The sequence below is a fragment of the Halomarina litorea genome (assembly GCF_024227715.1).
GTDB lineage: Archaea > Halobacteriota > Halobacteria > Halobacteriales > Haloarculaceae > Halomarina > Halomarina litorea.
The window spans coordinates 745568-760580 of the sequence record NZ_CP100448.1 but is presented as its reverse complement, the minus strand read 5'-3'; the positions used below and the strand labels follow the sequence as shown (position 1 = coordinate 760580).

General features: G+C 69.0%; 22 protein-coding genes. 9 read left to right on the top strand and 13 right to left on the bottom strand.

The window, feature by feature from the left end:
- The first annotated feature begins 17 nt into the window (after nt 1-17).
- Nucleotides 18-764, top strand: coding sequence for an SIMPL domain-containing protein (locus NKG96_RS04190; protein ID WP_254537213.1), 747 nt, complete (start codon nt 18-20; stop codon nt 762-764).
- 86 nt (nt 765-850) lie between these two features.
- A complete protein-coding gene (locus NKG96_RS04185) occupies nt 851-1582 on the top strand; it encodes an SIMPL domain-containing protein (RefSeq protein ID WP_254537212.1) in 732 nt (243 codons plus the stop codon).
- A gap of 88 nt (nt 1583-1670) precedes the next feature.
- Here the strand turns inward: NKG96_RS04185 and NKG96_RS04180 are convergent, their stop codons facing one another.
- Entirely contained in the window at nt 1671-2657 is a 987-nt protein-coding gene (locus NKG96_RS04180) for an NOG1 family protein (RefSeq protein WP_254537211.1), read from the bottom strand.
- A gap of 89 nt (nt 2658-2746) precedes the next feature.
- On the opposite strand from NKG96_RS04180, the gene NKG96_RS04175 reads away from it, so the two are divergent.
- The 3 genes from NKG96_RS04175 (at nt 2747) to NKG96_RS04165 (ending at nt 3930) form a co-directional block, all read left to right on the top strand.
- Entirely contained in the window at nt 2747-3106 is a 360-nt protein-coding gene (locus NKG96_RS04175) for a DUF5518 domain-containing protein (RefSeq protein WP_254537209.1), read from the top strand.
- 80 nt (nt 3107-3186) lie between these two features.
- Nucleotides 3187-3546: a DUF5518 domain-containing protein gene (locus NKG96_RS04170; protein WP_254537208.1), complete on the top strand. Its 360-nt coding sequence runs from the start codon at nt 3187-3189 to the stop codon at nt 3544-3546.
- Nucleotides 3547-3612: 66 nt separating this feature from the next.
- Nucleotides 3613-3930, top strand: a complete 318-nt coding sequence (locus tag NKG96_RS04165) for an ASCH domain-containing protein (protein ID WP_254537207.1) — start codon at nt 3613-3615, stop codon at nt 3928-3930.
- An 11-nt stretch (nt 3931-3941) separates the two neighbouring features.
- Here the strand turns inward: NKG96_RS04165 and hisE are convergent, their stop codons facing one another.
- The 3 genes from hisE to pdxT all read right to left on the bottom strand — a co-directional run bounded on the left by hisE (nt 3942) and on the right by pdxT (nt 5478).
- Nucleotides 3942-4274, bottom strand: coding sequence for a phosphoribosyl-ATP diphosphatase (gene hisE, locus NKG96_RS04160; protein WP_254537205.1), 333 nt, complete (start codon nt 4272-4274; stop codon nt 3942-3944).
- Nucleotides 4267-4746, bottom strand: coding sequence for a bifunctional nuclease family protein (locus NKG96_RS04155; protein WP_254537204.1), 480 nt, complete (start codon nt 4744-4746; stop codon nt 4267-4269). The genes hisE and NKG96_RS04155 overlap by 8 nt, the downstream gene beginning before the upstream one ends.
- A gap of 84 nt (nt 4747-4830) precedes the next feature.
- A complete protein-coding gene (gene pdxT, locus NKG96_RS04150; protein WP_254537203.1) occupies nt 4831-5478 on the bottom strand; it encodes a pyridoxal 5'-phosphate synthase glutaminase subunit PdxT in 648 nt (215 codons plus the stop codon).
- A 278-nt stretch (nt 5479-5756) separates the two neighbouring features.
- Between pdxT and NKG96_RS04145 the strand changes: the two genes are divergently transcribed.
- On the top strand, nt 5757-6599 hold the full coding sequence (locus NKG96_RS04145; RefSeq protein WP_254537202.1) for a mechanosensitive ion channel family protein: 843 nt from the start codon (nt 5757-5759) through the stop codon (nt 6597-6599).
- Between the two features lie 114 nt (nt 6600-6713).
- Here NKG96_RS04145 and NKG96_RS04140 read toward each other — a convergent pair whose 3' ends face one another.
- Nucleotides 6714-6875 carry a preprotein translocase subunit Sec61beta gene (locus NKG96_RS04140; RefSeq protein ID WP_254537200.1) on the bottom strand — a complete coding sequence of 54 codons (162 nt, stop codon included), beginning with the start codon at nt 6873-6875 and terminating at the stop codon, nt 6714-6716.
- Nucleotides 6876-7020: 145 nt separating this feature from the next.
- Between NKG96_RS04140 and NKG96_RS04135 the strand changes: the two genes are divergently transcribed.
- Nucleotides 7021-7290: a thioredoxin family protein gene (locus NKG96_RS04135; RefSeq protein ID WP_254537198.1), complete on the top strand. Its 270-nt coding sequence runs from the start codon at nt 7021-7023 to the stop codon at nt 7288-7290.
- Nucleotides 7291-7479: 189 nt separating this feature from the next.
- Here NKG96_RS04135 and npdG read toward each other — a convergent pair whose 3' ends face one another.
- The 4 genes from npdG to NKG96_RS04115 form a co-directional block, all read right to left on the bottom strand.
- Nucleotides 7480-8148 (bottom strand): NADPH-dependent F420 reductase, encoded by a 669-nt coding sequence (gene npdG, locus NKG96_RS04130; RefSeq protein WP_254537197.1) that lies wholly within the window; start codon nt 8146-8148, stop codon nt 7480-7482.
- Between the two features lie 47 nt (nt 8149-8195).
- A complete protein-coding gene (locus tag NKG96_RS04125; RefSeq protein WP_254537196.1) occupies nt 8196-8405 on the bottom strand; it encodes a hypothetical protein in 210 nt (69 codons plus the stop codon).
- 191 nt (nt 8406-8596) lie between these two features.
- Nucleotides 8597-9505, bottom strand: a complete 909-nt coding sequence (locus NKG96_RS04120) for a TIGR01548 family HAD-type hydrolase (RefSeq protein WP_254537195.1) — start codon at nt 9503-9505, stop codon at nt 8597-8599.
- The gene (locus NKG96_RS04115; RefSeq protein WP_254537194.1) at nt 9502-9942 is read right to left on the bottom strand and encodes a UPF0146 family protein; all 441 of its coding nucleotides are present in this window, start codon (nt 9940-9942) and stop codon (nt 9502-9504) included. The genes NKG96_RS04120 and NKG96_RS04115 overlap by 4 nt, the downstream gene beginning before the upstream one ends.
- A 131-nt stretch (nt 9943-10073) precedes the next feature.
- Between NKG96_RS04115 and NKG96_RS04110 the strand changes: the two genes are divergently transcribed.
- Nucleotides 10074-10595 carry an archaemetzincin family Zn-dependent metalloprotease gene (locus NKG96_RS04110; RefSeq protein WP_254537193.1) on the top strand — a complete coding sequence of 174 codons (522 nt, stop codon included), beginning with the start codon at nt 10074-10076 and terminating at the stop codon, nt 10593-10595.
- Nucleotides 10596-10882: 287 nt separating this feature from the next.
- Here NKG96_RS04110 and NKG96_RS04105 read toward each other — a convergent pair whose 3' ends face one another.
- From NKG96_RS04105 to NKG96_RS04090, 4 genes are all read right to left on the bottom strand, one after another.
- On the bottom strand, nt 10883-11365 hold the full coding sequence (locus NKG96_RS04105; RefSeq protein WP_254537192.1) for a histidine kinase: 483 nt from the start codon (nt 11363-11365) through the stop codon (nt 10883-10885).
- A 105-nt stretch (nt 11366-11470) separates the two neighbouring features.
- Nucleotides 11471-12247 (bottom strand): PHP domain-containing protein, encoded by a 777-nt coding sequence (locus NKG96_RS04100; protein WP_254537191.1) that lies wholly within the window; start codon nt 12245-12247, stop codon nt 11471-11473.
- A gap of 216 nt (nt 12248-12463) precedes the next feature.
- Complete coding sequence (locus tag NKG96_RS04095; RefSeq protein WP_254537190.1) at nt 12464-14296, bottom strand: ribosome biogenesis/translation initiation ATPase RLI; 1833 nt, start codon at nt 14294-14296, stop codon at nt 12464-12466.
- Nucleotides 14296-14595, bottom strand: coding sequence for an EMC6-like membrane protein (locus tag NKG96_RS04090; protein ID WP_254537189.1), 300 nt, complete (start codon nt 14593-14595; stop codon nt 14296-14298). The genes NKG96_RS04095 and NKG96_RS04090 overlap by 1 nt, the downstream gene beginning before the upstream one ends.
- A gap of 115 nt (nt 14596-14710) precedes the next feature.
- On the opposite strand from NKG96_RS04090, the gene NKG96_RS04085 reads away from it, so the two are divergent.
- Complete coding sequence (locus NKG96_RS04085) at nt 14711-15001, top strand: MarR family transcriptional regulator (RefSeq protein ID WP_254537188.1); 291 nt, start codon at nt 14711-14713, stop codon at nt 14999-15001.
- The last annotated feature ends 12 nt before the right edge of the window (nt 15002-15013 follow it).

Genomic DNA, 15013 nt, shown 5'->3' with positions numbered 1-15013 from the left:
CCGAGCCACTGTATCTCATGGACCCCGAACACCGACACCGCCGCCGACTGACCCGAGCGCTCGCGCCCCTCCTCGTGGGCGCACTGGTCGTCCTCGCCGGGTGTCTCGGCGCGGCACAGCCGACCACGACCCCGCCACAGCAGGAGGCGACGGTCAGCGTGACCGCGACCGGGAGCGCCGTCGGCACCCCCGACCAGGCGCTCGTCCACCTCTCGGTCGTCGGGCAGGCGGCGACGGCCGACGAGGCCCGCAACGCCGCCGCCGCGGACGCCGAACGGATGCGGAGCGCGCTCCGTGACGCCGGCATCGCCGACGACCGGGTGCGCACCACCGGCTTCGTCCTCCACCCCGAGTACGACTACCGGCAGGAGGGCCGCGAACTTCTCGGGTACCGCGCCGTCCACACCTACCAGATAGAACTGGACGACGTGACCCGCGCCGGCGAAGTCGTCGACACCGCCGTCGAGAACGGCGCGGACACCGTCGACTCGGTGCAGTTCACCCTCTCGGACGAGCGCCGACAGGAGGTGCGCGGTGAGGCTCTCGCGCGCGCCGTGGAGAACGGCCGCGCCGACGCCGAGACCATCGCGACGGCCGGCGACGTGACCCTCGGCGGCCTCGTCTCCGCCAGCACCGGCGACGTGAGCTACGGCCCGATGCCCTACTACGCCGAGAGTGCCGCCCGCGACGACGCGGGGACCGTCCTCGAACCCGGCGACGTGACGATCACCGCGACGGTGACCGCCGTCTACGAACTCGCCTGATCGGCCTGGGGCGGGCGTCGGGACGCTCAAATCCCCGTTTGATACTGGACCGTACTTTTCACCGAGGTGGAACGACATCGATTGTCATGCGATTACAACGACAGTTCGTCGCGGCCATCGCGGTCGCGGCGCTCCTGGTCCTCGCTGGCTGTACGGGAAGCGCCGTTTCGGGGGCAGACGCCCCCACCGGCGACCGAACGGTACAGGTCGCCGCCGACGGAAGCGTCGAGGTCGCCCCCGACCGCGCGACGGTCCGCGTGAGCGTTGTCGAGGAGGGCGACGCCGTCGGGGACGTCCGCGAGCGACTGGCCGCCAACAGTACGGAGGTGCGCGAGGCGCTCGAATCGGCCGGACACGACGTCACCAGCGCTCGCTACGATATCGACCGCAACTACCGGAGCGAACGCGACCCGACGGCCGCCGAGTTCGTCGGTCGCCACTCGTTCGTGGTCCGCGTCGACGACCCGGACGCGGCGGGTGACGCCATCGTCACCGCCGTCGAGAGTGGTGCCGCGCGCGTCGAGCAGGTCACGTTCGGCGTCAGCGAGGAGACCCGTCGGTCCCTCCGCAACGACGCGCTGACCGAGGCGATGACCAACGCCGAGACGAAAGCCGAGACGGTCGCCACGAGCGGCGACCTCAGCATCACCGGCGTCAGTTCCGTCTCGACCGTCTCGCTGAGCGCCGACCCCGTCGTCCGCGAGCGAGTCGCCTACGCGTCGGCGGACTCGGCGGGCGGCGCGCCGACGCGACTCGACGCCGGAACGGTGACCGTCACCGCGAACGTCGTCGTGACCTACAACGCTACGGCGGCCTGAACGAACCGAGGTGACGGTCACCGGACCGCACCGTTCCTCCCCGCTCGCCTTTCGAGGTTCTCGGGCTCTTCGAGCCCTCCGAACCTCGCTACCCCTCGTACGGCAGTTCTATCTCCCAGTCGACCGCTTCCACCGCCAGATCGACCAGTTCGTCGACCCCCTCGCCCGTCTCGACGCTCAGGTAGTGGTCGGCGTCGAGGTCACGCGAGCGGTCGGCCTTCGTACACACCGTCAGGACGGGGATGTCGGTGAAGCGCTCTTTCAGTTCGTCCCGGAGGTGGAGTTGCGTCTCGACGGGGTAGCCACACTCGGCGCTCGCGTCCACGAACACGAGGATGCAGTCAGCGAGGTGTTCGAGGGCGCTGACGGCCTGCTGTTCGATGCCGTTTCGCTCCTCGGCGGGCCGGTCGAGCAGCCCCGGCGTGTCGATGAGCTGGTGGCGGATGCGGTTGCGCTCGACGTGCCCGACGCGAATCTGCCGCGTCGTGAACGGGTAGGAGGCGATCTCGTTGCGCGCGTTCGTCACCGCGTTGACGAACGTGGACTTGCCGACGTTGGGGTAGCCCGCGATGACGACGGCCGGTTCGTCGGGGCGGATGTCGGGCAGTTGGCGGAGGGTGTCGCGCGCCTCCCCGAGTGCGAGCAGGTCGTCCCCGACCTCCTCGGCGACCGATGCGAGGCGGGCGAACGCCTGCTTTCGGTGCTTGCGCGCGAGGTCGACGTCCACGTTGCGGAGTTTCGGCTGGTACTCGTCGCGGATGTGACCGGCCTGCCGGCCCGCCCACATGACCTCCGAGAGGTGCTTGCGGAGGCCGTCGACGCCGCCGGGGCAGTCGCCGTGGGCCGGGACGACGGCGTCGGCCAGTTCGTAGTAGAACGGGTCGACGGTGTCGAAGTCGGGCCACGACGTGGTCACGTTCTGGAGATTGTCGGAGATGACGTTGGCCGCCGTCTGGAGCATCGACTGCTGGGCCTCGAGTCCCGTCTTGGCCCGCCCCGCCCGCGCCGCACGCGAGAACGCCTGGTCGATGAGTTCCTCCGACCGCGGTACCGTCTGGAGGTTCTCGAATGTCATACCACTCGTACCGTGCCAGCGGTGAAAAGCCCGTTCCTTGGGGTCCAGCGCGGCGGTACCGATTTGTCGACCGGGAACGTATCACACGTATGACCAACTGGCGGGCCGTCGTCCTCGGCTTTCTCGTCGCGTTCACCCTCGGACTGCTCGGTATCACCGTCCCCCTCGTCGGACAGGTCGGCGCGGGCCTCGTCGGCGGGTTCGTCGCCGGCTACCTCGGGAGTCGCTCGCTGTTCGGCGGCGCGTGGCACGGCCTGCTCGCGGGGGCGCTGGGCGGCGTCGTCTTCGCCGTCCTCCTCGTCCTCGCGGGGTCGATATTCGGCGGTCTGACCGGCTCCGTCGAGGCCGTCGTCGGGAGCGCGGGCCTCGCCGTCGTCGTCCTCGCCGTCGCCGCGCTCCTCGCCCTCCCCAGCGCCGTCGGCGGGGCGGTCGGCGGCCTCGTGCGCTGACCCGCACCCCCGCACCCTCCCGCGCGTTCGACAGTCACGCCCGGCGGCAGGGTTTTGGCGTCGAGTCGGCTACGTGACCCATGGTCAACTGGCGTGCGGTCCTCGTCGGCTTCGCGGTGGAACTGGTCCTCGGCTCCATCGGCATCCTCCTCCCGGGCGTCGGCCAACTCGGTGCGGCGGTCGTCGGCGGGTTCGTCGCGGGCATCATCGCGAAGGGGAGCATCGGCAACGGCGCGTGGCACGGCCTGCTCGCGGGGGCCATCGGCGGCGTCGCCGTCGTCCTCGTCATCGGCCTCCTCGCGACGACGGCCCTCGGCGTCGGCGGCGGCCCCGGCGGCGCCGCCTTCGGTCTCGGCCTGACGGCCTTCCTCGTCGTCGTCTGGTTCCTCATGTCACTGCCGAGTGCGGTCGGCGGCGCGCTCGGCGCGGCACTGGCCTGAGCGGGGTGAACCGGCGGGGACCGCCCCCGCTCGTACTGTTTTGTGGCTGGCGCGCGTAGGCCCGTCATGGCCGAACTCGACGCGGACACGCTCCTCCCGAACGACCACGTCAAACAGCTCGCCCTGGACGGCGACATCACGCAGATTCACCGCGGCAACCCCTACGCCGAGGTCGGCGACACCTTCGCCGTGGACGGGACCACCTTCGAGGTGACCGACGTGACCCACCGCACGCTCGGCGACCTCACCGACGAGGACGCGCGAGCGGAGGGCTCGGAGGACCTCGACGCGTACAGGAAGCGCCTCGAACACGCCCACAGCGACGGGTTCGAGTGGGACGACGACGCGGACGTGGTCCGCCACCGGTTCGAGCGGGTCGAGTAGGACGCGGGAACTCAGCGCCGGTCGGCGAGTTCCGCGAGCAGGTCGTCGAGGTCCATCCCCTTCATCGACAGCAGGACCAGCAGGTGGTAGACGAGGTCCGCGGACTCGTGGGCCAGTTCCGCGTGGTCGTCGTCCTTCGCGGCGAGGAGCACCTCCGTCGCCTCCTCTCCCAGTTTCTCCAGCACCGCGTTCTCGCCTTTCTCGTGGGTGAACAGCGAGGCGGTGTACGACCCCTCCGGGAGCGTCTCCTTTCGGTCCTCGATGACGGCGAACAGGTCGGCGAGGACCGACGGGTCGACCGCGTCGGCCCCGTCGTTCGCGCCGCCCGCTCGCTCCTCACTCATAGAACCCCTCCGACTCGCCCATGGCGACGGTCTGGACCACGTCGCGGATGTCGTCGAGTTCGGCGAAGCGCTCCGGAGCCTCCCGTCCGGCCTCGAACACCGCTTCGGCGACCGTGATGGGACAGTCCGTCCGGGCCGCGAGCGCCAGCGCGTCGCTCGGGCGGGCGTCGACGACGGTGTCCTGCCGGGGCGTGTTGAGGTGTATCTCGCCGATGTAGGTGCCGTCGTCGATGCTGGCGACGTGGACGCGGTCGACGCGGCCGCCCAGTTCCTCGATGACGTCGAGCAACAGGTCGTGGGTGAGCGGGCGACCGAGGTCCGTCGCGTCGACGCCGCGGGCGATACTGGTGGCCTCCTCGAAGCCGATGAAGATGGGAAGGATGTCCTCCTCGTCGTCGACGGCGAGGACGACGATGGGGGTGGGCCCGTTGGGCGTCCCCGCCACCCGGACCGCGTCGATAGTTGCGTCCATACCCCTCACAGGGTGGCTCCACGGAAAACGTCTAGCGATTCCTCAGCGAGCGGGCGGGTGTCGCGGGGCGCGGCCGACCCCGGTTCAGGCGAGCGCGCGCTCGAAGAACGCCAGCCGGTGGATGCGGTCGTCGTCCGTCAGTTCGGGGTGGAAGGAGGTGGCGACGACCGACCCCTGCCGGACGGCGACGGGCCGCCCCTCCCACTCGGCGAGGACCTCGACCCCGTCGCCCACCTCGTCGATGAGGGGCGCGCGGATGAACACCGCCGGGAACGGGTCGTCGAGGCCCGTGACGTCCAGCGGTGCCTCGAAACTGTCCACCTGCCGCCCGAAGGCGTTGCGGTCGACGCTCACGTCCAGCAAGTCGAGGACGCGCACCCGGTCGTCTTTGGCGTCGCGGCTGACGACGATGAGACCCGCACACGTCGCGAGCAGAGGTTTGCCGGCGGCGACGTGGTCGCGAATCTCCTCGTCGATGCCCTGACCGTGGAGGAGTCGCGAGATGGTCGTCGACTCCCCGCCGGGCAGGAGGAGGACGTCGCATTCGGGGACGACCCCCGCCGTCCTGACCTCCCGCACCTCGACACCGCCTCGCGGGTCGCCGTGCTCCCCGCTCCGCTTCGAGGCACTGTGTGCCTCGCCTGCCCCGTTGGCCTCGGCGGCCGCCTCGATGGCCGCGACGTGCTCCGAGACGTCGCCCTGGACCGCGACGACGCCGGCCGTGATGGTCATATCCAAGATAGGGCGATAGCCGAGAAAAACCCCGCGACCTGCCGGTACGCGCCCGTACCACCCCGCGATATCCCGGGGCGAACTCGCACGGACGTGTCAGGTCGGGTTACGGCCCGATTTCCCGGAGACGGGCCGTGCAACCGTTACCCCGCACCCGGGCGCGTGGGTCGACGACGCGCACACTCGACCGGCCCCCGCCACCCCCGGAGGCGGACCTGACAGGTTTCCTCACGGAACGCTGCAGATTAACTAAACCCGCTCGTGGCGCACGCTCAGCCATGGTACACACAGTCCATACGAGCAGTGTCTTCCTCCTCCAGGTCGGAGACGTGAGCACCTACCTCAACCAGTTGCTCACCAGCGTCGTGGCGTTCCTGCCCAACCTCATCGGCGCGATACTCGTCCTCCTCGTGGGCTGGGTCGTCGGCCGTATCGTGGGGCGGGCGATTCGAGAGGTGGCCGACCGGGCGGAAGTCGACCGCGCGGTCCTGAAGACCCCGCTGGGGAGAATCATGGGCGGGACGGAGAAAGCCGTCTCAAGCGCGTTCGGCGCGATAGCGCGCTACTTCGTCTACGCACTGGCGCTCGTCGCCGCGGCTGACGTCCTCGCCATAGACCTGCTCTCGGAGTGGGTGTCGACGGCGATGGCGTACCTGCCCTCGTTCGTCGCGGGCCTGCTGGTCATCGTCCTCGGGTTCGTCGTCGCCGACTTCATCGGTGACACTATCGCTCGCACGCGCGAGGCGACGAACTCCCGCGCGACGAAGTACTTCGCCTCGGGCACCAAGCTGTTCCTCTACTTCATGGCCGTCGTCATCGGTCTGGACACGATGGGTATCGACACGGCCATCCTCTACGTGTTCGCCCAGGCCGCCGCCTACGGTGCGGGTGCTGCCCTCGCAATCGGTGTCGGCGTCGCCCTCGGGTGGGGTGGCAAGGACTACGTCGCGAACAACATCTCGCGCTGGATGGGCCGGGCCGGGTCGGTGGCCGGGACCTCCGACCCGCGCGGCCCGACGATGGGCCCCGGCACCACCGACGGCGGTGTCGACGCCACGGAGGACGCCGACAGCGACCCGGAGTTCGAACGGCGCTTCGGTTCGGGGCCGCGGGGGCACTAAACAGACGGGACTGACAGTCCCGGTCCGCGAGTCGGCGTTCGCGGGCCGGTAGCCCGTCGAGTAATCGGGTGGTGAGAGAGAAGTGCAGCGTCGGTTATCGGGTTTTTCGGCGCGTCAGAAGGCGGCGTTCAGCACCTGAATCAGCAGGCCGAACAGCACGCCGAAGGCGACGACGGTCTTGGGGCTGATTTTGGGCGCGTTGTGGTCCTCGGAGTCGAAGTACCGGACGAGACCGGCACTCGACATCAGGCCGCCGGAGTTCTGTCCTTTGCTCATGCGCCCGACTCGGAAGCGGGCACTCCTAAGCGTTTCGTCTATCTCCCACGGACGGCGGGACGGCGACGCGAGGGGCGGGTTCGGCGCCACACCTGCACACAGTGGAAACCCTTATTCCGAACCGACGGTAAGCGTCGGGGTACCGATGACAGTTACGCTCAAGGACTTCTACGCAGACTGGTGTGGCCCGTGCAAGACTCAGGACCCCATCCTCGACGAACTCAAGGACGACTGGGGCGACCGCTTCGAGGTGGAGAAGGTGAACGTCGACGAGGAACAGGACGTCGCCAACGAGTACCAGGTCCGCTCCCTGCCGACGCTCATCATCGAGAACGACGACGGCGTCGTCGAGCGGTTCGTCGGTGTCACCCAGCGCGAGGACATCGAGACGGCCCTCGAATCCGCCGGCGCGTAAGACGGCACCCGGCCACGCATCTTCCCGTTTTCGCGGCAGTGAGGCACAGACACCGGTAGCCAAGCGTCCGCGCGAGTGAAACGAGCGCGGTTCTCCGGTTCCGAGCGCGAAGCGCGAGGAGCCGGTCCTTTTAGTCCAGGTTTTTCGAGGAGTGGGTCGCGGAGCGACCCCGACGAAGAAAAACGTGGGCTAGTGGAACTTCACGCCCAGATCGTGCATCCCCTCGTTGTTCATGGCAACGTTGATGAGCAGTGGCGTCAGCGCCTCCACCTCGCTGGCGTTGGCGAGGCCGCCGACGTCGAGGGCGCGGAGGCCGTCGATCTCCTCGGCGAGCATCGAGACGATGTCCTTCGCGTCGGGGTCGTCGCCGAAGACGAGGGTGTCCCAGTCGACGTCGGCGTCGAGGTTGGCGAGGCGGCCAGCAGCGAGGTTGTGGAACGCGCCGACGACGGAGACGTCGTCGGGTGCGGCCTCGGCGGCGAGGGCGGCGACGCTCCCCGCGCCGGGGGCGTTGTAGTGGAAGCCGTCGTCGTCGCGTTTCATGCCGACGGCGGGCGTGACGAGGACGTTCCCCTCGTCGAGGCTCTCCGCGACGGCCTCGACGGTGTCGACGAGGTGGTAGGCCGGGACGGCGAGGACGACGACATCCGCGCGGTCGGCGGCCATCTCGTTGGCGAAGCCCTTGACCGTCGCCTCGACGCCGCGGCTGTCGAGTTCCGTCTCGTACTCCTCGGCCTTCTCACGGGCGCGGTCGGGGTCGCGCGACCCGACGAGCACCTCGTGGTCGGTATGGTACGCCCACCGGAGCGCGAGTGCCTCGCCGATGTCGCCGGTCCCGCCGCAGAGTGCGATTCGCATACCCCGTCGTCGGAAGCGGCCGGATTAAGGGTTGTGTGACCGGCAGGTTACTCCTCGGGGCGCAGTCGTGGAAGCCGCTCGTACCCGCCGAAGTACGCGACCCACGACGCGAACGCCACCCCCACAGCGGCGGCGACGGTGTTCTCACCCCACGGGAGGACGAGTCCCACGGCCCGATTGACGACGACCACCGCGAGGAAGAGCGCGGCGAAGAACACCAGCAGGCGGTTGAACGGTACCTCTTCCGACGACTGCACCCCGAGCGTTCGCCACCCGTCGCGGTAGATCAGCCAGTAGGCGACGACGGGGGCCGAACAGGAGTCCCGGCGCGAGAAACAGGAGTCGCGAGAACGGGTCGGGCGGCGAGAGGAGACTCGACAGCCACGCGCGAGGACGACCAGTCCGGAGAGCGTCTAAGTGAAGCGACGGCGGGTCGGCCGCCCGCGGTTCATCCGAGGCGGTCGGGTAGGTCGTCGACCGTCTCCACGACGGCGTCCGCACCCGCGTCCGCGAACTTGCGGCGACCCTCCTCGCCGGAGAGCCCGCCGGTCAGCACGCCGACGCCGTAGTAGGTCCGCTCGGGGTCGGCCTCGCCCGCGTTGACCGCACAGCGCACGTCGTCCAGCGTGTCGCCCGCGAAGGCGAGGCGGGTCGCGCCGAGGCGCTCGGCGAGTTCGACCAGCGCGTCGGGGTCCGGCTTCCCCGGCAGGTCGCTGTCCATCGTGAAGCGGTGGTCCTCGGGCACCTCCAGTCCGACGCGTTCGAGGGCGATGGCGGCCTCGGCGGCCGGCCGCCCCGTGACGATGCCGACGCGGTAGCGCTCGGTCAACGTGGCGAGGGTCGCCCGGTCGACGAGCACCGTCTCGTCCTCGATGAACCCCGGTTCGTCGAGGGTGGGTTCGCCGCCCTCCAGTTCCCGGTAGCGCTCGCTCCCGAGGTACAGTTGCTGGAACGTGTCGGTGAGACGCTCGGGGTCCCACGCGGCGAGGACGCGTTCGCGCTCGTCCGGGTCGAGGGCGTCCGCGACGACGGCGTGTGCGCCGTCGAGGCCGCCGCCGCTGGCCGAGACGGCGTCGGTGAACGACTGGACGTCCCTGTCGAGGCCCTCGCGGCGGGCGAGGAGGAACAGTGCCGCGGCGTGGGTGAGGTCCCAGTCGTCGTTGAAGCCGCCGGCCTCCTTGAACGCCTGCACGCCGTCGGCGTCGATGGTCTCGCCGTAGACGCGGTCGAGGGACTCCACGACCGCCCGCCGGTAGGAGTGCTCGACGTTCACGAGGACGCCGTCGATGTCGAGGACGACGGCGTCGACGGCGAGTGTCGCGTCCGCACCGGACTCGGCGTCCGGACCGTCGGTCACGAGCGACCCCCCACTCGGTCGCCGGGTGCCGGTCGTGCGGTGAACAGCGTCTCGCCGGGGAGCGTCTCCGGGTCGGCGCGGACCGCCGCCGGGTCGCCGCCCAGTGTGGTGAACAGGAAGGCGGCGTCGTGGCGGCGGGCGAGCGCCCACGTCGGGCCGTGGAGGTCGGGCGGGAGGTTGAGCGCGTAGAGGGCGTCCGCGTCGGCGTACACCGAGTCGTCGGGGGCGGTCACGTCGTCGCGGACGAACCGGACCCCATCGGGAACCGGCCGGTCGTGGACGTCCGTGGCGGTCACCTCGGCCCCGCCGGCCGCGAGGGCGCGTGCGACGTCCGGGCGGTTGCCCACGCCCACCTCGACGAGTCGGTCGTGCCGGGCGAGGCGGGAGACGAGGGCCTCGCGGGTCGCCGGATTCACGTCGGTATCGCCGTCGGCCACCTACTTCTATCACTCGGATGGTGCCGACCCTGCCGACCCGCTCGAACGTGTCGTCCCCGAGGCGAGCCAATCGGCCCCGGGAGGGCAGTTACGACGGGAGACTTATACCGAGTCGCGCCATACCAGTCTTCATGCACGTTGACATCGTGCCGGTCGGCGACGTCCCTGCCGTCGTCAAGCGGGAAGCCTCGGCCGGATTACGCGCGGTCTACGACTGCGATGTCACTATCCACGCCACGGAGCCGATTCCCGATGGCGCGTACGACAGTAGCCGCGACCAGTACCGCGCCGAGGAGTTCATCGAACTCGCGAGTCGCATCGGCGACGGGAGCAAGAACATCGCCATCACGCCCAACGACCTCTTCTACCGCCGCCGAAACTACGTCTTCGGCCTCGCCTACCTCGACGGCAACGGGTCGGTCATCTCCACCTATCGCCTCCAGACCTCCTCCGACGGCGGCATCGCCTCGAAGCCCGCGAGCGAGGTGTTCGCCGACCGCGTGCGCAAGGAAGTCGTCCACGAGATCGGCCACACGCTCGGCCTGGAACACTGCGACAACAAGCGCTGCGTGATGAACTTCTCGCCGACCGTCCGCGAGGTCGACGTCAAAGAGCAGAACCTCTGTGGCTCCTGTTCGCGGCTCGTCCATTAGTCCCCCACCTTTTGCTGCGCTCGCGTTCGGACGACACGCCTCGCTATCGCTCGGCGGTCGTCCGTGGCTCGCTGGCAAAATCTGGACCAAAAACGCTCCTCCCTCACTTCGCCGCGCTCCGCGCGGCTCCGTTCGGTCGTCGGCCCGCTCGTTCGACGCTTCGCGTCTCACTCGCGGGAGGACTGCTGGCACGACAGCACCGCACCGTACAGCACAGCGCCGCGACTGCTCGCTGTCGCTCGGGTGTCGGTATCCTCGGAAAAATTCCGCTCGCACGTCGGGGGAGTTCAGAGCCGGGGCCGCAGGACGACGTACGCCGCCGCGAGGACGACGCCGTAGACGAGGTGGCCGACCAGACTCGCCATCCCGACGTTGGGGAACGGCGGGGCCATCGGGAAGCCGACCGCCTGCAACCAGACGGGCATGAGGAGCCACGCCAGCGCGATGGTCGTCACGACGCCGTAGACCGCCCCGAGTCCGAGCATCGCCAGGGTGCTGTCGGCGTACCGGCGGAGGCCCGTCGCGGAGACGAGGGCCGCGAAGGAGACGCCGAGGACCGCCCCGTGGAACAGGTGGATGACCCACCCGAGCGTCAGCGAGGGGCCGAGGGTGTACAGCGCGGGTATCGCCCCCGCGATGACGCCCTCCATGCCCATCACCATCTGCAGCGCACCGAAGGCGATGGTCCCGACGAGGCCGGCGATGCCCCCGACGAGCAGTCCGTTCTCGGCCGTTTCACGCGTCGTCGCCGTCGTGGTTTCCGTCGACATGGTTCCACGGAACCGCGGACCGGAAAAGTAGCTGCTCCGGTCGTGTGTCGCGTTCGCACGAAACCGATGGAAGGAACCCGATAGCTTCGTCCGTAGTACGGGCGGTCACGTCGGGACGTCGAGTTCGACGGGTTCGAGGCCCGTCTCCGAACAGAAGCGGTCGAGTTCCTCGGTACGGGGGGCGATTTCGTCGGGCCGGTGGGAGTCCGTCCCGAGCGTGAAGCCCACGTCGTACTCGCGGAAGGCCTCGAAGAAGGCGGGTGCGGGGTGGAACTCGCCGTACTCCGAGAGGACGCGCCCGGCGTTGACCTCGGGGACGGTTCGCGAGTCGGCGAACGCCCGCGCGACCCGGTCGTAGTGGTCCTCGGTGGCCAGCCCCCGGAGGTGTTCGTTTCGTTCGAGCAGGTCGGGGTGGGCCGCGACGGCGAACAGTTCGGACTCGACCATCCCTGCCAGCGTTTCGTAGTAATCGTCGACCACCGCCCGCCGGTCGTCGGGCGAGAGGTCGCGGAACGGCCCGTTGGTCTGGACGTTCCGGTCGTCGAGGGAGTGGACGCTCCCGATGGCGTAGTCGAAGCCCGCCTCGTCGAGGAAGTCCGCGATACGGTCCTCCTCGCCCGCGACGTAGTCCATCTCGACGGCGTCGTACACCCGGAGGTCGAAGCGGTCGCGGACCGCCTCGATACCCGCCCGCCTGCGGTCGTAGGTCGCATCGAGGGTGAACCCGAAGAGGAACTTCTCGCGCTGTTGTGCCTCGCGGGCCGAGACGTTGCAGTGGTCCGCGAAGCCCACGCCGTCCAGTCCGGCGTCCTCGGCGGCCGAGAGCATCCAGTAGAGGAACGACCCGTCCGAGTAGTTGGAGTGGACGTGGTAGTCGTACATAGCGGGGGTGTGCTCCGGCGTGGGAAAAATCGTGTGCCCAGTTGGAGCACTCGCTGTGCCGCCCAGCGTCTACTCCTCGCGGGTCGCTATCGCTCCCCGCTCGGTTTCCGCGGTTCTCGGGCTCTCGAATCCTCCGAACCGCGCTACTCGCGGGTCGCTATCGCTCCCCGCTCGTACTTCGGAGGTTCTCGCGTCATCCGGACGCTCTGAACCTCCCTACTCCTCGTCGTCGCTGTCCGGCGCGTAGTAGTACTCGCCCGCGTTCTTCTGCTCGCGGTCGAGTTGCGACCCGGGCTTGTTGATGCGCGGGCGACTCGTCCGCTGGTCGCGCCGGAAGGTGATGTCGAGGTTCGCGAGGAACCGGTTCATCCCCTCGCGCATCCCGACGGGGGGCGACGTCTCGCCGCGCACAGCGGGTTCGCCGTCGAACACCATCAGGCGGTCCGACAGCAGGTCGATCATGTAGATGTCGTGGTCGATGACCATCGCCGTCGCGTCGTGGTTCTCCGTGTAGCGACGGATGGCGCGGGTGGCGAGCACCCGCTGTTCGACGTCCAGATGTGCGGAGGGTTCGTCGAGCAGGTAGAGGTCGGCGTCCTTCGAGAGACAGGCCGCGATGGCGACGCGCTGGCGCTCCCCGCCCGAGAGGTCGGTGAGGTTCTGCTCCATGATGCGCTCTAGCTGGAGCGGCTGGGCGATTTCGGTCTCCCAGTACGAGGAGCCGAACTGGTCGGTGATCGATGCCAAAAAGGCGTCGACGCGCATCGGCTGGTCGATGTCGACGTACTGGGGCTTGTAGGCGATGTCGAGGTTCGTGTCGAGGTCGCCCTCCGTCGCTTCGAGCTTTCCGGTGAGCAGTTTGGCGAACGTCGACTTCCCGATACCGTTCGGCCCGACGATGCCGAGCACCTCGTTCTTGCGAATCTCGCCGGCTTCGACCTCGAGGGTGAACTCCCCCTCGCCGTAGGAGTGGACGAGGTCCGGGTACTCGACGAGCGTCTCGCCGCGACTGGCCGTCCGCGGGGCGTGGCGCTCGAACTCGATGGCCTCCGGGCGGATGCGCATGTTCTGGGCCTCGAGGTAGCCCGAGAGGTACTGGTTGATGCCCTGCCGCGTGGATTTCGGGGGCGTGATGACGCCGTACGCCCCGGGTTCACCGTACGCGAGGTGGACCGAGTCGGCGAGCAGGTCGAGGACCGCGAGGTCGTGTTCGACGACGAGCATCGAGCGGTCGCCCTCCTCGGCGAGTTCGCGGACGAGGCGCGCGGCGGTCACCCGCTGGCCGATGTCGAGGTACGGCGTCACCTCGTCGAGGAAGTAGAAGTCGGCGTCGCGGGCCAGCGTCGCGGCGAGTGCGACCCGCTGGAGTTCCCCGCCGGAGAGTGTGTCGATGGGCTGGTCGACGACCGGCCCGATGGAGAGTCGCTCGACCAACTCCTCCATCACGCCGCGTTCGTCGGTGGATTCGAGCAACTGGCGGGTGTTGCCGTCGAACCGGCTCGGTATCTTATCGACGTACTGGGGTTTGCGCGCCACCGTGACGTCGCCGGCCTGCACGTCCTCGAGGAAGTTCTGGAGTTCGGTGCCGCGGTACTCGTCGATGACGGCCTCCCAGTCGGGGGTCGCCGTGTAGTCGCCGAGGTTCGGCGTGATCTCGTCGGCGAGGATGCGGACGGCGGTGGTCTTCCCGATACCGTTCGGACCGAGGATGCCCGTCACCTGCCCCTCCTGCGGGGCGGGCAGGCCGTAGAGGGCGAAGGCGTTCTCGCCGTAGCGGTGGACGGGCGACTCGTCGAGTTCCTGCGGGAGGTTGATGATCTCGATGGCGTCGAAGGGACACTTGACGACGCAGATGCCACAGGACTCGCCGAGGCAGATGTCCTCGCTGATGCGGATCTGGTCGGGGTCGCCGTCCACGGCGTCTTCGCCACGCTGGGTGATGCACTCCTTGCCCGTCCGGTTGGGCGGGCAGAAGTTGGCGCACTCGTAGTTACAGCGGTCGGGCGAACACCTGTCGAGGTCGACGACGGCGATGCTGTCTTCTGCCATCAGAGGGAGACGTTGGCGGTGTAGAGGATGGTCAGCGAGACGAACCACAGGGCGAAGGTCATGAAGGCGACGTAGGCGTAGTCCTTCCCGGAGAACTCCCGCTTGATGCCCGTCGCCTGCAGGACGGGTATCTGGATCAGGATGGCCGCCGCGAGGACGAATACCCCCGAGGAGTCCGTCGGTCCGCTCGCGAGGACGAACGACCCGAACGAGGCGGCGATACCGAGGAGGGCGGACACTGCGGTGACGGTGATCCCCCGCAGATGGGCACGTCGGCTGTCGACCGTGTCGGTAGCCATACGCCCGAGTCGGCCGTGCGGCCGCAAAAGCCGTTCGGTCCGATTCGCGGACGTGTCCGGCTTCCGACCGCCGGGTCAAGGTTTAAGCGACGTGGGTGAGTGATTAAATACACCAATGAGCGACTCAACCGCCGAGGGGATCGCGGACCTCCCGCCGAGCGCGAAGCTCGTCTACAAGGTGCTCGAGTACAACGGGCCCCTCACCCAGAAGGGCATCGTCGAGGAGTCGATGCTCTCGGCGCGCACGGTCCGCTACGCGCTCGAACGCCTCGAGGCGATAGCGGTCGTGGACGAGGACGTCTACTTCGCGGACGCCCGCCAGAACCTCTACGAGATCGTCGACGGGCCGTCCGTGGACACGGAGTCCGACGCGGAGGAGGCGACGCCCGCCGTCGGCGACGACTGAACGATACCGACC

Coding starts and splice junctions, on each gene's coding strand:
- NKG96_RS04085 (WP_254537188.1), top strand. CDS start 14,711: ATGAGCGACTCAACCGCCGAGGGGATCGCGGACCTCCCGCCGAGCGCG.
- NKG96_RS04180 (WP_254537211.1), bottom strand. CDS start 2,657: ATGACATTCGAGAACCTCCAGACGGTACCGCGGTCGGAGGAACTCATC.
- NKG96_RS04170 (WP_254537208.1), top strand. CDS start 3,187: ATGGTCAACTGGCGTGCGGTCCTCGTCGGCTTCGCGGTGGAACTGGTC.
- NKG96_RS04185 (WP_254537212.1), top strand. CDS start 851: ATGCGATTACAACGACAGTTCGTCGCGGCCATCGCGGTCGCGGCGCTC.
- NKG96_RS04090 (WP_254537189.1), bottom strand. CDS start 14,595: ATGGCTACCGACACGGTCGACAGCCGACGTGCCCATCTGCGGGGGATC.
- NKG96_RS04100 (WP_254537191.1), bottom strand. CDS start 12,247: ATGTACGACTACCACGTCCACTCCAACTACTCGGACGGGTCGTTCCTC.
- npdG (WP_254537197.1), bottom strand. CDS start 8,148: ATGCGAATCGCACTCTGCGGCGGGACCGGCGACATCGGCGAGGCACTC.
- NKG96_RS04190 (WP_254537213.1), top strand. CDS start 18: ATGGACCCCGAACACCGACACCGCCGCCGACTGACCCGAGCGCTCGCG.
- NKG96_RS04175 (WP_254537209.1), top strand. CDS start 2,747: ATGACCAACTGGCGGGCCGTCGTCCTCGGCTTTCTCGTCGCGTTCACC.
- NKG96_RS04135 (WP_254537198.1), top strand. CDS start 7,021: ATGACAGTTACGCTCAAGGACTTCTACGCAGACTGGTGTGGCCCGTGC.
- NKG96_RS04155 (WP_254537204.1), bottom strand. CDS start 4,746: ATGGACGCAACTATCGACGCGGTCCGGGTGGCGGGGACGCCCAACGGG.
- hisE (WP_254537205.1), bottom strand. CDS start 4,274: ATGAGTGAGGAGCGAGCGGGCGGCGCGAACGACGGGGCCGACGCGGTC.
- NKG96_RS04110 (WP_254537193.1), top strand. CDS start 10,074: ATGCACGTTGACATCGTGCCGGTCGGCGACGTCCCTGCCGTCGTCAAG.
- pdxT (WP_254537203.1), bottom strand. CDS start 5,478: ATGACCATCACGGCCGGCGTCGTCGCGGTCCAGGGCGACGTCTCGGAG.
- NKG96_RS04165 (WP_254537207.1), top strand. CDS start 3,613: ATGGCCGAACTCGACGCGGACACGCTCCTCCCGAACGACCACGTCAAA.
- NKG96_RS04105 (WP_254537192.1), bottom strand. CDS start 11,365: ATGTCGACGGAAACCACGACGGCGACGACGCGTGAAACGGCCGAGAAC.
- NKG96_RS04140 (WP_254537200.1), bottom strand. CDS start 6,875: ATGAGCAAAGGACAGAACTCCGGCGGCCTGATGTCGAGTGCCGGTCTC.
- NKG96_RS04145 (WP_254537202.1), top strand. CDS start 5,757: ATGGTACACACAGTCCATACGAGCAGTGTCTTCCTCCTCCAGGTCGGA.
- NKG96_RS04095 (WP_254537190.1), bottom strand. CDS start 14,296: ATGGCAGAAGACAGCATCGCCGTCGTCGACCTCGACAGGTGTTCGCCC.